This window comes from Rheinheimera gaetbuli, assembly GCF_054781935.1.
In genome coordinates, this window is sequence record NZ_BAAGTL010000024.1 from 135,360 (window position 1) to 151,629 (window position 16,270).

At 52.1% G+C, this 16,270-nt stretch carries 13 protein-coding genes and 2 other RNA genes; all 15 read left to right on the forward strand.

All coding sequences use genetic code 11. The features are described 5' to 3' along the window. The first annotated feature begins 2 nt into the window (after positions 1–2). The 15 genes from ACYVIC_RS14365 (at position 3) to ACYVIC_RS14435 (ending at position 16,149) form a co-directional block, all read left to right on the forward strand. Complete coding sequence (locus ACYVIC_RS14365) at positions 3–1,763, forward strand: integrase catalytic domain-containing protein (RefSeq protein WP_460861043.1); 1,761 nt, start codon at positions 3–5, stop codon at positions 1,761–1,763. Next, complete coding sequence (locus ACYVIC_RS14370; protein ID WP_460861046.1) at positions 1,763–2,920, forward strand: ExeA family protein; 1,158 nt, start codon at positions 1,763–1,765, stop codon at positions 2,918–2,920. The genes ACYVIC_RS14365 and ACYVIC_RS14370 overlap by 1 nt, the downstream gene beginning before the upstream one ends. A 1-nt stretch (position 2,921) precedes the next feature. Further along, on the forward strand, positions 2,922–3,188 hold the full coding sequence (locus ACYVIC_RS14375) for a hypothetical protein (protein ID WP_460861047.1): 267 nt from the start codon (positions 2,922–2,924) through the stop codon (positions 3,186–3,188). Further along, positions 3,185–3,961 carry a hypothetical protein gene (locus ACYVIC_RS14380; RefSeq protein ID WP_460861049.1) on the forward strand — a complete coding sequence of 259 codons (777 nt, stop codon included), beginning with the start codon at positions 3,185–3,187 and terminating at the stop codon, positions 3,959–3,961. The genes ACYVIC_RS14375 and ACYVIC_RS14380 overlap by 4 nt, the downstream gene beginning before the upstream one ends. Further along, the gene (locus ACYVIC_RS14385; RefSeq protein ID WP_460861050.1) at positions 3,958–4,584 is read left to right on the forward strand and encodes a DUF3164 family protein; all 627 of its coding nucleotides are present in this window, start codon (positions 3,958–3,960) and stop codon (positions 4,582–4,584) included. The genes ACYVIC_RS14380 and ACYVIC_RS14385 overlap by 4 nt, the downstream gene beginning before the upstream one ends. Next, positions 4,581–4,829 (forward strand): hypothetical protein, encoded by a 249-nt coding sequence (locus ACYVIC_RS14390; RefSeq protein ID WP_205310644.1) that lies wholly within the window; start codon positions 4,581–4,583, stop codon positions 4,827–4,829. The genes ACYVIC_RS14385 and ACYVIC_RS14390 overlap by 4 nt, the downstream gene beginning before the upstream one ends. A gap of 3 nt (positions 4,830–4,832) precedes the next feature. Then, positions 4,833–5,516 (forward strand): DUF2786 domain-containing protein, encoded by a 684-nt coding sequence (locus ACYVIC_RS14395; protein WP_460861051.1) that lies wholly within the window; start codon positions 4,833–4,835, stop codon positions 5,514–5,516. Next, the gene (locus tag ACYVIC_RS14400) at positions 5,513–5,800 is read left to right on the forward strand and encodes a hypothetical protein (protein WP_460861053.1); all 288 of its coding nucleotides are present in this window, start codon (positions 5,513–5,515) and stop codon (positions 5,798–5,800) included. Before ACYVIC_RS14395 ends, ACYVIC_RS14400 begins: the two co-directional genes overlap by 4 nt. Beyond that, an RNA gene (locus tag ACYVIC_RS14405) (hammerhead ribozyme type II) lies at positions 5,799–5,863 on the forward strand. The genes ACYVIC_RS14400 and ACYVIC_RS14405 overlap by 2 nt, the downstream gene beginning before the upstream one ends. A 16-nt stretch (positions 5,864–5,879) precedes the next feature. Then, a complete protein-coding gene (locus ACYVIC_RS14410) occupies positions 5,880–6,170 on the forward strand; it encodes an HU family DNA-binding protein (RefSeq protein WP_460861054.1) in 291 nt (96 codons plus the stop codon). Beyond that, positions 6,169–6,239: hammerhead ribozyme type II (locus ACYVIC_RS14415), an RNA gene on the forward strand. Before ACYVIC_RS14410 ends, ACYVIC_RS14415 begins: the two co-directional genes overlap by 2 nt. A 205-nt stretch (positions 6,240–6,444) precedes the next feature. Continuing rightward, positions 6,445–6,858 carry a hypothetical protein gene (locus ACYVIC_RS14420; RefSeq protein ID WP_460861056.1) on the forward strand — a complete coding sequence of 138 codons (414 nt, stop codon included), beginning with the start codon at positions 6,445–6,447 and terminating at the stop codon, positions 6,856–6,858. Further along, positions 6,842–7,432: a gp16 family protein gene (locus tag ACYVIC_RS14425; protein WP_460861058.1), complete on the forward strand. Its 591-nt coding sequence runs from the start codon at positions 6,842–6,844 to the stop codon at positions 7,430–7,432. The genes ACYVIC_RS14420 and ACYVIC_RS14425 overlap by 17 nt, the downstream gene beginning before the upstream one ends. Before the next feature lie 30 nt (positions 7,433–7,462). Beyond that, the gene (locus ACYVIC_RS14430; RefSeq protein WP_460861059.1) at positions 7,463–7,822 is read left to right on the forward strand and encodes a Mor transcription activator family protein; all 360 of its coding nucleotides are present in this window, start codon (positions 7,463–7,465) and stop codon (positions 7,820–7,822) included. A 224-nt stretch (positions 7,823–8,046) separates the two neighbouring features. Beyond that, complete coding sequence (locus tag ACYVIC_RS14435) at positions 8,047–16,149, forward strand: GH36-type glycosyl hydrolase domain-containing protein (RefSeq protein WP_460861060.1); 8,103 nt, start codon at positions 8,047–8,049, stop codon at positions 16,147–16,149. Positions 16,150–16,270 lie beyond the last annotated feature (121 nt).

Below are 16,270 nucleotides of genomic sequence, written 5' to 3' on the forward strand. Positions count from 1 at the left end.
TTATGAACCCGGTTATTAATGAACGCATAACAGCGCTGGCCAGAGCGGTGCGCAGTGCTGGCCACGGTGCTAAAGGTGAGCTGATAGAAGCAGCCGCGGCCGAGCTGCAGCTGAGCAAAGCCACGGTGCACCGTAAGCTGGCAACGTTAACGGTAAAAGCGACACGTAAGCGCCGCACCGATGCGGGCCAGCATGGCTTAACCCGTGACGAAGCGCTGATGATTGCCGGGATAATGATGGAAAGCCGCCGTGGCAATAACAAGCGCCTGTATAGCCTTAACGATGCGGTAGACCACCTGCGCGCGAACGGCCTGTTACGTGCCGAGCGCATAGACACAGGCACTGGCGAAGTATTGCCGCTGAGCTATGACGCCATACGCCGCGCTATGCGCAGCTATGGCGTACACCCTGAGCAGTTAAGCCAGCCAGACCCGCATGTGGAAATGGCCAGCGAACACCCAAACCATGTATGGCAGATAGATGCCAGCTTGTGTGTGCTGTATTACCTGAAGCCAAACAAGGGCCCCAACGGCTTGCATGTAATGGACTCTGCCGAGTTTTACAAAAACAAACCGGCCAACGTGGCCCGCGTAATGGCAGACCGGGTATGGAGTTATGAAATAACCGACCACTGCAGCGGCTGGATTTACGTGGAATACGTAATGGGCGCTGAAAGCGGCGAGAACCTGTGCAATGTGCTGATTAACGCCCTGCAGGAACGTGGCGGCGCTGACATGCTGCATGGCGTGCCGCGCATACTGTATATGGACCCTGGCAGTGCCAACACCAGCGCCATGGCGAAAAACCTGTGTAAAGCGTTGGGCATTACAGCGCTGGCCCACGCTGCAGGCAACGCGCGGGCTACCGGCCAGGTAGAAAACGCCCGTAACATTATTGAGCGCAAGTTTGAAAGCGGCCTGCGCTTTAGGCCGGTTGCCGACCTGACAGAACTGAACAGCCTGGCGGCGCAATGGCGTGCCGTATTTAACGCTACCGCCAAGCACAGCCGCACCAATGACACCCGCAGCAATGTATGGATGCGTATTACGCAGCAGCAGCTTATTAAAGCCCCCAGCATTGCTGTATGCCGCGAACTGGCTGTTGCCACACCAGTAGAGCGTAAAGTTACACCTAAGCTGCGCGTCAATTTTAACGGTGCTGAATACGATGTAAGCGCGGTACCGCTGATTATGGTTGGCCAAACCGTGCTGATTACCCGCAACCCGTGGCGCAGTGATGCCGCCCAGCTGGTAACGCAGGACATTGACGGCAACGAAGTGTTTTACGTACTGCCACAGGTAGAAAAAAACGAGTTTGGCTTTGCTACCACCTCGGCGGTATTTGGCGAAAGCTTTGCCAGCCAGGCCCACACACCCACGCAAACTGCCAAGGCTGACATTGACAAACTGATGACAGGCACCAGCACCGCAGCTGAGGCCGACGCAGCGCGTAAAGCCAAAGCCATACCGCTGGGTGGCAAGTTTAACCCCTACAAGCCACTGGATGATGCCCAGTTGCCAACGTACATGCCGCGCCGCGGTACCGAACACAGCTTAAAAGCGCCAACGGTAGAAACTCCGGTACTACAAACCGTTGAACTGGCTATGCGCCTGCGCGCCCGTATGGGCAGCAAGTGGACACCAGCGCATTTTACCTGGCTGGTACAGCGCTACCCCGAAGGTGCCAAAGAAGATGCGCTGGACAGCATAGCCCAGCAACTGCTTAAACCCGCCGCCGCGCTGCGCGTTGTAGGAGCTGAGTAATGTTAAAGCTGAAAAAAATGCTGCAGGACTTAAATGAGAGCCAAGCCGAACTGGCCCGCCACCTGGGGTTAAGTACAGCAGCTGTAGCGCAGATGATTAACCACGACCAGTTTCCGCGCAAGTCGGCGTCAATGAAGTACTTGACTGTAAACATATCTGAATTTCTGGTTGCGAGAGGTGTTGCCCAGCAAGACGCAGACCAGGCACTTGAAGAAGAAACGGGGCTGGTACCAGCAGCCCCTGATCGTAATAAAAACGACCAGTCCGTGGAGGACCAATTAATGCTACTACGTAAACAACAACTAACACCAGCAGCAAAGCGTCATTTTGTATTAGGCCGTAACCCGTTTGACGAGGTACGCAGCAGTGAAGAAGTGTTTTTAACCGGTGAAAGCCGCTATGTACGTGAAGCGCTGCGCCAGACAGCCCGCCACGGTGGCTTTATGGCAGTGGTAGGTGAAAGCGGCGCCGGTAAAAGCACGCTGCGCCGTGATGTTATTGAATGGATCAGCCGTGATAACCAGCCGGTAATAGTGATAGAGCCCTATGTGCTGGGCATGGAAGACAACGACATTAAGGGCAAAACGCTAAAAGCGGCCCACATTGCCGAAGCCATTATGGCCACTGTTGCGCCCGGTACCGCGGCTAAGCGCAGCCCTGAAGCCCGTTTTCGCCAGGTGCATAACACGCTGCGCGAATCGCACCGCGCCGGTAACCGCCACTTGCTGATCATCGAAGAGGCCCACGGCCTGCCAGTGCCAACACTGAAGCACTTAAAACGCTTTTTTGAACTGGAAGACGGCTTTAACAAGCTGCTTGGCATAGTACTTATTGGCCAGAGCGAACTGGCGCAAAAGCTGGACGAACGCAACCCCGCCGTGCGTGAGGTAGTGCAGCGCTGCGAAGTGGTGCATTTGCAACCGTTGGACTTAGAGCTGGAAGGCTACTTAACGCACCGCTTTAAGCTGGCCGGCAAAGCCCTGGCAGAGGTAATGGACGATAGTGCCATTAATGCGCTGCGCACCAAACTAACCGGCAGCGGCAATTTTAGTGTGCTGTACCCGCTGGCCATTCACAACGTGCTGACTGCAGCGCTGAATATGGCAGCAGAGCTTGGCGCGCCCGTGGTAACCGGCCCGTTGGTTATGGAGGTGTAACGTGAAAAGCACCGAAGATATTAAACACGCGCTGTACACCGCACAGATGGCGGTGCACAAGCTGGCCAAAAGCGGCTACCAGGTTACCAATGTGTGCCTGGGCAACACCCGCCCGGTGATCAGCATTGAGCGGCCGCGCAAATTTCCCCAGGGTGCCACGGTGATCTGCGTTCGCGGTAGCCGCGGCATAACCGAAAACATTTACGCCGCCTCGTTTAACGAGTGCCTGATCACCTGGGCGGCTGACGTATTGGAGATACCAGCATGAACCAGCCACAACTAGCACAACCAGAGTTAACTAAGCTGCAGCGCCAGGTACTGCAGGTATTCAAGAACCTGGAAAGCAAAGAAAACGTTACTGCAGTTGCGCGCCAACTGAAAATTGAGCCGGCATTAGCTAAAAACTTGCTGACGCAACTTACAGATTTACACCTGCTACGCCTGACGTTTGAAGGTGCTGCTCAGTACTACGTTATGCAACAAGCCGCGGTTGACTACTTATGCCAGTTAGCCAACGGTGATATTGCCGTACCAGGTGAGCCAGCGGGCATTTTATACAGTGAAGCCCGCAATTTGGTAAGCCAGGCTGGCAGTTATGGTGTTTCTGCATCAACGATTGCTGAGAACCTTAGCCTTGATCACAAGGAAGCTTTGCAGCTGTTGCTTCACCTGAAAGAACAAGGCTTTGTTAATAGATGGGGCCAGGGGCGTTTTTTTGTTCCGGCAGCCCAACGTAAAGCCGCTAAGGCTGTAGACGTTATCCCTGAGCAGGCAAGCGACACCACAGAGCAACAGGCCAAAAGCACGCTACCTGCAGGCCAACTTCAGGATGAACGTTTAAAGGCACTTAAAAAAGCCCTGGGCGAACTGGAGGAAAAGATTCAGTTCCCGCCGAAGATATTAATACCGGATTACGAGCTGAAACAGGAGGTTTTACAGCGCCTTGCGCAGTTCTTTGACGACAGCATTAGCAGCGTTTTGACGGATATCCGCACCGACCTGCAGCACATTCACACTTTTAATTCAGGAGTACAGCAATGACTGAGCAAACCGCTATTCCAGAGGGCTACTGGAAAGATGCCAAGGGCAACCTGACGCATGACAGCTTAATGAAGCCTATTGATAAAACCCGTGATGCCCTGGTGAAAGAACTGATAGCCAAAGGTACTGCGCTTAACCAGCAACTGGCGGCGTTTAAACAGGCTTCGTTTGCTGATATCGCTGCATTTATTCAGCTGTCTGCAGAGCAATACGAGGCCGTTGTGGGCGGTAAAAAGGGCAATATTACGCTGTATTCCTATGATGGCCGCTACAAAGTGCAGCGCTCTATCTCTGAGACGATCACCTTTGACGAACGCCTGCAGGCAGCCAAAGCACTGATTGACGAGTGCCTGAAAGACTGGACAGCCAGCGCCAGTGCCGAGCTTAAAGCCATTGTTAACGGTGCCTTTGACACCGACAAGCAAGGCAATATCAGCACCGGCCGCGTGTTGGGCCTGCGCCGCCTGGATATAAAAGACGAGCGCTGGCTGCGCGCCATGACAGCCATTGGCGAAGCCATACAGGTTATTGGCAGCAAAGCCTACGTGCGCCTGTACGAGCGCATAGGCGACAGCGACCAATACAAGCCTATCCCCCTGGATTTAGCGGCGGTGTCGTTATGAGCGCAGCGGCTGCAATAGACCAGATTTCGCTGGTAGATGGCGAATATGACAACGACCTGCTGCTTAAGATAGCCAGCGAATCGCCAACGTTTGCGCACATGGTGCGCTCGTCGCTGGAATACCTGGACAGCTCTGGCGACAACCACTTACCAACCTGGTTAGGCAGCTGGGTTGAAGACCGGCCAAAAACGCAGGTGCAGTTGGTTGTTACGCAGCACCCTGATTTCACCATAGACGAGGATTAAGCCATGGATGAACGCATTTTAAGCAAAATTAAAAAGCTGCTGGCCCTGGCCAAAAGCGGCAACGAGCACGAAGCGGCGAACGCGCTGCGCCTGGCTCAAAAGCTGATGCAAGAGCACCAGCTAAGCGAGCAGGAAGTTAAGTTATCTGAGGTAGGCCAGCGCGAGATTAAACGGGCCAACGCCGCTGATAAGCAACCACAGTGGGCTAACTTGCTAACCGGCTGCATTACTAACGCATTTGGCTTAGAGGCTATTTTATCCTGGTCCCGAGGCTTAGGCGCGACGCTGATATTCATTGGCCCGGCTGACCGGGTTGAAATAGGCACTTACTGCTATGAAGTACTGGCCCCGCAACTGGTTAAAGCCCGCAAGACATACCTGCTAAGCCTGAATAAACGGCTAAAGCTAACCACTAAAACCAACCGGGCAGACCTGTTTGCCGAAGGCTGGATCAGTGCTGTGCGCCGCCAGGTGCACAAGCTGGTACCCACAGAAGAAGAGCAAAACCTGATCCAGCTGTACAAGGAAAAGCATCACCCGAACCTGTTTAAATCTGAAGTGCGTTCTGCCGAGCAGAAAAAGCGTGATTTAGCGGCGTACTACGAGGGCCACGGTGCAGGCCGGAACGTGCGGCTAAACGCCGGTGTTAATGGTGCAGAGCAAGGCAAAATCGGGAGCAGAGTATGAGCGGAATCATTAAAAATCCACAGTTTGTGGCCATCGCTATAAAGGTTCCTGAAGGTGTAGAGATGCAACTGGGCTGTGAAATTGAAGTGCAGGGGCACAAGGTTGGCTGCCAAAGCATTAACTGGGGCACCAACTCTTGTATGGAAGCGGCTGCTTTAGAGCAACACCTGGATGCTGCTTTAGAGGTACTGGAAAACGCAGGTCATGGCTACATGGATTACTACCTGGAGAAGTTAGAAGAACTACGCGAAGCCAACGACCTTATTGAGCTTGAAAAAGACTAAGCGAAACGCCCTGGTATGGGCGTCTATCGGAAGTAGCGACCCGGTACTGAAGAGCAAGCCAACTATATAAAGGTGAAACATGAACAAATCTCAATTAGTAGACGCAATTATCGCAAAAATGAAAGGCACGCATGACCGTATAGTAAGTAAAACAGACGTCAATGCGTACCTGGATTGCCTGGAATCTGTGGCAACAGCTGAGCTGAAAAGCGGCGGCGAAGTGGCACTGGTTGGCCTTGGCAAACTTAAAGTGGCACAAAAAGCAGCTCGTACTGGCCGTAACCCAAAAACCGGCGCAGCCATTGATATTCCGGCTAAAACAGTAGTGAAGTTTACCCCCGCCAAGGCACTGGCAGACGCCATTAATTAAGCGAAACATAGCCGCGTAAGCGGTTATGTCTGCCAGGCGCGGTGGCTTGGCACTGACGAGCAGCCGAGGAATATATGAGCAACACACAAATTAATGTGACCTGCAGATACCGCAGCGGAACCTACGTTACCAGTAAAGTGAATGGTAAATCAGCAAGTGCCACCCAAGATGCAGAATCAGCCGTTAGAGCACTGGCCAGAAAGCTGCTACCTGACCAGCAGTTCACTGTAACTAAAGCCGAGGGCGAGAATTGGACAATCCAGGGGGATTTTATATGTTAGAGACAGCAGAACGTTTAATTATCAGTGAAATTGGCGATTTTACGGCGGGTTTAGGGCATCCAGGTGCACCGGAAACATTTGAGCAGATTCATGCTGAATTAATAGCACGTGTTCAACGGGTTTTTGCTGATGTTAAGCAGCAAGGCGACTTTCTAGCATTCATACCCGCACCGTTGGAAAGACCGCGCTCAAACTGGACTGCTGGGCAATGGATGGAGCATGTGGGTGGCCGGTATAAGGACAATGACCCACTCAATTACTTTGAATTTGGTTCACTGCAGGCAGTGGTAACAATGCTGCGGCAGTTTGCTGCAGATCAGCAAAAAGCAGGTTGGAATGCATGCTGTGAAGAAATGCAGAAGCAGTTAATTCTCAGCAGGAAGATGCCAAATGAAACAGCCCACTAAAAAGAGCCGCGTCTATGATGCTGCCCAAGCTCGTCGCTTGCTGGTAACTAAGATCCACATAGGCCGAAACCAACTAGGCATGGATGATGACAGCTACCGCGCTAACCTGGCCCATTACGCTAACGGCAAGAACAGCTGCAACGATATGACCATACCAGAGCTGCACGCTGTGTTGGCCGCATTTGAAAAGCTGGGTTTTAAGGCTAAGCCCGGAGCTAAAAAGCAGCCTGTAGCACCTAAAAGCAGCAAGGTAGCCGCACCAACCGACGAGCGCAGTGTAATATGCGCAATTTGGGCATTTATGCACAAAGCTGGCTTTATCCGCGACGGCAGCGAAGCGGCGTTAAATGCCTGGGTTGCCCGGCAAACCGCACAAAGCGGCAATGGTACCGGCATTGCGTCTGTGCAGTGGCTTACCGGTACCGACGCAGTGCTGGTATTAGAGGCGCTTAAAAAGTGGTGCCGCCGCAGCATGTACAGCGACCTGCAAAAACGTGGCCATGACGTATGGCCATACATCGGCTACCAGGAGCTGCTGACTAAGTGGCAGCGCCTGGCCGGCGCGATGGTATGAGTTTTACCAAGGCAACTGAGGGCAAAACCAATGACGACTAAAAAAACGGGTATGGATGCACTGCGCAGCGAACTGCTGGACGACGTAGCGTTACACGCTAAAAACCTGTTGGCTGATCATGGTATTGAGGCCGATGTTGCCGACCAGTGCGGCATGGCGATGGCAGAGTTCCTGGCTGAACATTGGGGCGGCCAGCTGATCAACTTCCCTAAAAACTTCCTGTACAAACTGGCCCAACGCGACATGGCTATATATGAGGAATTTAACGGCCGCAACCATGCTAAACTGGCATCTAAATATAATATGTCGGTACGCGGTATATATAAGCTGGTTGCCAGAGCGCAGAAACGAATTGTTGCAGAGAAACAGCCCGACTTATTTACTGATTAAATTTGAAAGGTTGTTTCATTTTGTGTTCCACTTGATCCCAATACGTCCCATCAGATCCCACAATTATCTCAACTAACCTGGTATATTTATCTCAAGTCTTCTCACCACGGGTATTAGGCATTGCCTGGGCGTATGTTGCCCATACCGACAGTCATTTTGATCCGGTTACTCTGGCGCGATTTCTTAGCGCTTATCAGCAAATACAGCCACTTAGCATTGGCGAATTGTGGGCAGTAGCGATCACACTTCGCATTGTACTAGTTGAAAACCTGCGACGCTTAACCGATCAAATCAGTCTAGGCCTGCAACAAAGAGCTAAAGCCGACCAGTTGGCAGAAATTGTGCTCGCTGATGCACAATGGCGAGACCAGTTACCTCATGATGATATAATTTTAAGCGATAATTTTTCAGCGCAACTGGCCAAACGCTTGCGCGATCAAGACCCCAGCACTACCCCAGCGCTTAATTGGCTGATGCAACAGCTTGCGACACAGGACGATGGTATCGACCAAGTCGTGTTGCGGGCACAACAACGGCTGGGCGCATCTAATGTCAGCGTGCGTAATGTCATTACCAGTATGCGCCGTATTTCAGCCATCGACTGGAATGAATGGTTTGAAAGCGTCAGCCTGGTTGACGCCAAGCTGGCAGCGGCTAGCCGTTTTAGTGAGATGGACTTTGCCAGTCGTAACCTGTACCGCACGTCTATTGAGCACCTTGCCCGGCGCGCTAGGTGTACTGAGCTACATATCACAGAAAAGGTGTTAAAAGCGACAAAAGACGCTAGCCACCAATACGACAACCCAATACAAGCCGCCCGCGAAGCAGACTGCGGTTATTATTTACTGGGTGACGGCAAACCCCATTTTGAGCAGCAATTAGGCATTAAACACCGCGCGCTATCCTGGCTACCCTGTGGCAGGGCTAATTACGGTATAGTCGGTTACCTCTGTGTGTTTTTCTTACTTAACGTCGGGCTATTATTCCTCGCTGGCACATTACTGGCAGTAAGCGGCATGCAGTGGCTATGGCTGATATTAGTGGCCAGCCTCCCGCTTACAGAACTGGCCAGCGCCATGCTACAAAATATGGCAGGGCGTATTTGCGGCGCACGGGTACTACCTGCTTTAGCTTTAACACAAGGCATTCCAACCGCGCAGCGCACCCTGGTTGCTGTGCCTGTTTTACTCAGTAACAGCAAAGACATTCGCCAACATCTGCAACAACTTGAAGAACATTATCTGGCCGTTGGTCAAGGCGATATCAGCTTTGCATTACTGTCTGATTTTACCGATGCGTCGCAGCAACACCTGCCAGATGATCATGCACTACTACAACAAGCCATAGAGGGCATCGCCGCATTAAATCTTCAATATGGTACCGGTATCAGTGGGCCAAGGTTTCTGCTGCTGCACCGACAGCGCGAGTATAACCCCGGTGAAGACAGCTGGCTGGGTAAAGAGCGCAAACGCGGTAAGTTAACCGATCTTAATCTGCAATTGCGTAGCGTTGGTAGCAGCCGCTTTTGCACCAGCAGTGCACAGTACCCGGGCTTATCAGACGTTGTGCCTTCGGGCGTGCGGTATGTCATTACACTGGATGCCGACACCCGCTTACCACGTAACGCGGCCATTAAGCTGGTTGGTAAAATGGCACACCCATTAAATCAGGCGCAATTTTGTCAACAACAACAGCGCGTTATAGCCGGATACGGCATTTTACAACCCAGAGTAACCCCATCTCTGACTTTAGCTGAACAAAGCTCGCGCTATCTGCGCTTAAGCTCTGGCCCGGCAGGTATTGACCCTTACGCCGGCACCGTATCTGATATATACCAGGATCTGTTTACCGAAGGTTCTTTTACCGGTAAAGGCATTTACGATGTTGATGCCTTTACCGCGGCATTACATGGCCGGGTACCGGAAAACAGCATGCTAAGCCATGATCTGTTTGAAGGCACATTTGCCCGGGCAGGGCTGGTATCAGATGTTGAAGTCGTAGAGGATTTCCCTACCCGCTATGACGTCGCCGTAAAACGGCAGCACCGTTGGACCCGGGGCGATTGGCAACTTGCACCCTGGATTTGGGCTGCTTTATTTAACCGCAAATTACCACCTTCAGAGCACATGCCATTACTGGGATTGTGGAAAATGCTGGATAACCTGCGCCGCTCAATGCTGGCTCCTACTAGTTTTATTGCATTATTGCTGGCACTTATGCTGCCATGGCAATGGTCTGTTAGCGCCACAATATTGGTGCTTACAGCCTTGCTGCTGCCAAGCTGGCTAATGCGGCGTTTTACCTTGTTGCCAAGACACAGTATTTTGCAAAACGGCGGGGCTATTCAACTAAGCAGCCTTTACCGCAACTTGCTCACTGATATTAAACAAACGCTTAGCCAAAGTCTGTTAACGATAATGCTGCTGCCGGATCAAGCATGGCGTATGAGCCACGCTATTGTCGTTACACTTTGGCGTTTGCTGGTAAGCCGTAAACACCTGCTACAGTGGGTAACCGCAGCGCACAGTGCTTCACAGCGACGCCCCGGCTTAACAGGTTACTACCGTCAAATGACTGCGGGGTTAGTGTTGGCATGGTTAAGTTCAGCGGCAGTGCTGTGGCTGGCACCACATAATCTGCCCCTTGCGTTGCCATTACTGGCATTGTGGAGCTTAGCTCCGGCAGTAATGTACTGGCTTAGCCTGCCCTACAGTCAATATACGCCCGCGCCACTATCTATCGCCGACAGCATTTCTCTGCGTTTAACTGCCCGACGCACCTGGCGCTTTTTTGACCACTTCGTTAATGCAAAAGAAAACTGGCTGCCACCTGATAATTTTCAACAATTGCCAGAGCCAGTCATCGCACACCGTACCTCACCTACCAATATTGGCGTGTATTTACTATCGGTGGTGACCGCACGCGACTTCGGCTGGATTGGTACCAAAACCAGTATTGAAAAATTGGAACATACCTTTGCCACACTGCAGCAACTTGGACAATATCAGGGACACTTTTTTAACTGGTATGACACCCAAACCCTACAACCATTAGCACCGGCTTATATTTCGTCTGTTGACAGTGGCAACCTGGCCGGGCATCTGCTGGCGTTAGCTAATAGCCTGGATGAGTGGCAACAGCAACTGCAGGCGCCACTGGCAATGCAGGGGCTGGCCGATACCCTTGCATTGGCTCAGCATAGCCTCAGGCATGGCAACCATGAACAACTACAAAACGCTCAGTTGCGCACAACGTTAGCTGAGATAGCGCAAAGGTTAGCCATGCCCAATGATGCAACAATACAACATAACCTATTAATTAAACTGGTCTCTACCGCATTAAACTTGTGCCTTACCAACATTGCAATAGACGATAACGCCAGCAACATAGACACTGACAGCTTGCAATACTATTTACAGTCATTGCTAAACACGCTTAAACAGCATCAGCAGGAGAGCACGACGAATACCCTGGAACAACAAAGCCTGCGACAGCGTTTGACCATACTTTCTGCCCAGAGCCGAGAATTAGCGCTGCAAATGAACTTTGCTTTTTTACTTAATACTGAGCGCAATTTGTTGTCTATTGGATATGCAGTTGCTCACAATCAACTCGATGAAAGTTGCTACGACTTGTTAGCTTCTGAGGCACGTTTGGCCAGCTTGTTTGCTATCGCTAAAGGTGATATCGACAGTAAACACTGGTTTAGGCTAGGTCGCAGTGCAACGCCACTACCCGGCGGCGCTGCCTTATTGTCGTGGTCGGGTTCAATGTTTGAATACCTTATGCCATCACTGGTGATGCGAGCAGCTGAAGGTAGCCTGTTGGAGCAAAGCAACCGCTTAATCGTGGCTCATCAAATTCGTTATGCCGGCCAGCACAATATTCCGTGGGGCATTTCTGAGTCAGCCTACAATGCCCGCGATTTGCATTTAACCTACCAGTACTCAAATTTTGGCGTGCCAGGGCTGGGACTAAAGCGTGGTTTGGCGCAAAACCTGGTTATCGCACCTTATGCTACAGCTCTGGCCAGCATGGTTGATGCATCCGCCGCCTGTGAAAACTTTGCCCGGCTAACACAACTTGACGCCTTGGGTGATTATGGTTTCTTTGAAGCGATAGATTATACTCCGGAGCGGCTACCCAGCCCGGATAAACCAGCGTTAGTACAAAGCTTTATGGCGCACCACCAGGGCATGACACTGATTGCCATTCTTAATACTTTACAAGATGGTTTAATGCGCACACGCTTTCACCGTGAGCCAATGATTAGCGCCTGCGAGCTGTTGCTACAAGAACGCATACCTCGTGATGTGTTAAACCTTCATCCCAAAGCAGAAACCGTCACTATTGCCGCAGGCAGCGTTAGTGAGTTATTAACTGAACTTAGCCTAAACCCCGCAGCAGACGGCGCACCGCACTGCCATATGTTAAGCAATGGCAGTTACAGTGTCATGCTAAGCGCCGCTGGTAGTGGTTTTAGCCATTGGCAAGGCATGGCCATTACACGCTGGCGTGCCGACAGCAGTATGGACAATTACGGCAGCTATATTTTATTGCGCGAACGCAATAGCAAAACATTTTGGGCCACCACTTTACAGCCACTGGCAGCTAGCATGGCAGCGCCAGCTCAAAATCATGCCGCTACCTTTAGCGAAGACAGTGTTGAATTTGAAGTTAAACAACATGACATCAGCTGCAAAGTAACGGTAGTGGTCGCATCAGAACATAATGGTGAGGTGCGTTCTGTGTCACTGTGCAACCATAGCAATAGGGAACAGCAAGTTGAACTAACCTCATATGCTGAACTGGTGCTAAGTAGCGCAGCCAGTGACAATGCACACCCGGCTTTTTCTAAATTATTTGTGCAAACTGAATTTGTTAGTAAATACGGTGCCATTATTGCTACTCGTCGCCTGCGTTCGCCAAAAGATCAGCCAGTATGGCTGGCGCATTTTGTCGTGGTTGAAGGGCAAAATAGCCAACCCCTGCAATATGAAACAGACCGGGCCGCCTTTTTTGGCAACGGCACTTGCCTGCAACACGCAGATGCGATGCGCCAGGGTCAGATGTTAAGCAACAGCGGCGGTACCGTGCTTGACCCCATCATCAGCTTGCGACCCACCGTAACATTGCAGCCAGGCAAGTTACTCAACGTTGCATTTTGGACCCTGGTCGCCAGCTCACGCGACGCACTACTGGAGCTGGTTAGCCAGCATCATGAAGACAGCGCATTTGAGCGCGCAGCCACGCTGGCATGGACCTTAGCGCAAGTACAATTGCGTCATCTATCAATAACCGTTGCCGAAGCCGCCTTATTTCAGCGTCTTACCGGCCCGCTATTGTTCAATGACAGTCGTTTTCGAGCACCTGCGGCAGCTATTGGGCGGGGCGCCGGACCGCAATCTGGTGTATGGCAACATGGTATCTCTGGTGATTTACCCATTGTACTGCTACATATTGACGATACTGACGATCTGGATAGCGTACGCCAACTGCTTCGCGCACACGAGTACTGGCGTTTAAAACAGCTACCCGTTGACTTAGTTATTATTAACGAACGCGCCAGTTCTTATGTACAAGATTTGCAGCAAGCGATAGATGCACTGGTACGAAGCAGCCAAACCCGGCCAGCGCCGCAACTGTCGCCTGCCATGCGCCTGGCCAACGGCAATGTTTACACTTTGCGCGCCGATTTAATGACCGTATCCAGCCGGGCACTACTGGCTGCAATAGCCAAAGTCGTGCTGTACGCCCGTCGCGGTCCCCTGCAGCGCCAGCTAAAGCGTATTGCTGCTGTACCGGTACAACAGCAAGCCGCTGCTTACAGTAAACCAGCCATGCCAAGTATTGCTGATCCGACAGCAAAACCAGCCTATATCAGCAGCGATTTAGAGTTTTTTAACGGCCTGGGCGGCTTTGCCAGTGAAGGCCGCGAATACGTGGTGTTATTACATGACCACCAACGCACCCCGGCGCCCTGGATTAACGTTATTGCCAACCCGCAATTTGGTTTTCAGGTATCGGCCTGTGGCAGTGGTTTCACCTGGGCGCAAAGTAGCCGTGAAAACCAACTGACTCCCTGGTCTAACGACCCGGTAACCGACCCTTGCGGCGAAGCCATCTATGTGCAGGATGAGGACAGTGGTGAATTATTTACTGCAACCTCTGCCCCGATAAACGATGGCGGCCATTACAGTACAACCCATGGCTTTGGCTACAGCCGCTTTGAACATCAGGCCTCAGGTATTGCGCTTAGCCTGCTGCAATATGTGCCTTTGAGTGAACCGATTAAAATTTCACGCCTAACACTGACAAATACCTCTTTACGAACTCGTAAGCTGAGTGTGACAGCCTACACAGAGTGGGTATTGGGCCGCGATCGCGCGGCCTGCGCGCCTTATCTCATCAGTGAAATGGATACAGATAGTCAGGTATTGTTGGTACAAAACCCCTGGCAAACCGCTTTTGTGGGTAAAGTCGCCTTTGCTGCACTTGGTTCAAGCTCTTCTTTAGCCAGTTGGACCACCGACCGCACCGAATTTATCGGCCGTAATCACAATCGCCAAAGCCCACAAGCACTAACGCAACAACAAGCTTTAAGCGGCAGCAGTGGCGCAGCACTCGACCCCTGTGCTGCTTTGCAGCAGTGTATTAAGCTGGCACCAGGCGAGCAGCTTGAACTGGTATTATTGCTAGGCCAAAGCGCAGACCGAGCCAGTGCTTTGGCTCTGGTGCAGCAATACCGGCAGGCTGATTTAACCGCCGTTTTGCAACAGGTGCAGCAGCACTGGCAACAGTTATTGCAAACCGTACAGGTAACAACGCCAGAACGTGCAATGGACATTATGCTTAACGGCTGGCTGCTGTATCAAACCATTGCTTGCAGGCTAAATGCCCGGGCTGCGTTTTATCAGGCCAGCGGGGCTTATGGTTTTCGGGATCAACTGCAAGACACCATGGCGTTGTGCTTTTGCGCGCCAGAACTTACCCGGGCACACTTATTGCGCGCGGCACAACGCCAATTTGCAGAAGGTGACGTGCAACATTGGTGGTTACCGCACAGTGGGCAAGGTGTGCGAAGCCGTATTTCTGACGACAAAGTATGGCTGGGTTTTGCCTGTGCCCGATACATTGCTGCATCTGGCGATAGCGCAGTGTTAGATGAAAGCGTTAGCTTTTTACAAGGGCCGGACTTAGAGCCCGGACAACATGACGCTTTTTTTCAACCGATGCCTAACGACGCCATAGCGCCCTTGTATGAACATTGTGCACGCGGTCTTGATCTCGCCATTACGCTTAGCAGTGAACGAGGCTTACCCCTGATAGGTTGTGGCGACTGGAACGATGGTATGGATCAGGTAGGTAGCGACGGTAAAGGTGAAAGCGTCTGGCTTGGCTGGTTGCTGCTTGCTACCTTGGCTCAGTTTATTCCGCTGGCAGACAGCCGCGGCGACCCACGCGCGCCGTTATGGCAAACACATTACGACACCTTACGCCAGGCAATAGAGCGGCATGCCTGGGACGATAATTGGTATAAGCGTGCCACCTACGACGATGGCAGCTGGCTGGGTAGCCAGTATAGTGAAGAATGCCAATTGGATTCGATTGCCCAATCCTGGGCGGTATTATCAGACGCTGCCGACACCGAACGCACAGCAACCGCGATGGCGGCTGTAGGGCAACGGCTGGTAAAGCGCCAGCAACAGTTACTCTTGCTGTTTACCCCGCCATTTGATACCGGAGCGCGCAACCCGGGTTACATTAAAGGCTACCCGCCGGGATTACGTGAAAACGGCGGGCAATATAGCCATGCTGCCATGTGGGTGGTAATGGCCTTTGCCAAACTGGGGCAAGCACAACAAGCGCATCAGTTATTTAACATGCTAAACCCTGTTAATCATGCTCTTAACCCAACGGATGTTACGCGCTACAAACTTGAGCCCTATGTGGTGGCAGCCGATATTTATTCGGTTGCACCACATGTTGGCCGTGGCGGCTGGAGCTGGTATACCGGTGCTGCAGGCTGGATGTACCGCGCTGGCGTAGAGAGCTTGCTAGGCTTAACCCGGCATGGCAACGAAGTGCGTATCTCGCCCTGCCTGCCGCCACACTGGCCGGGTTTTAGCGCCACCATTACTATTGGCAGCACTCATTATGCGCTGCAGATTAACCAGCAGGTCAAAATGCCGGCTGAACAAGCCGCCCTAATACTGGATGGCAACGCAGTAGCGGCTGACTCGGCGCTGTTTATCAGCGCCAACTGCATAGCCCTGCCGCTAGATAACCTGCCGCATCAGCTCAGCTGGCACAGGTTAATTGATTAAGTATTGGCAATGAGTGCCTCAGCGCACAGACGCTGCCTTCGCTGGCCCTTATGCTGACCATTCAAGGCTGCTCAGCACCTGTCTTGCGCCATAGTGGCAACGCCCGTGCCGGAGACTTCTG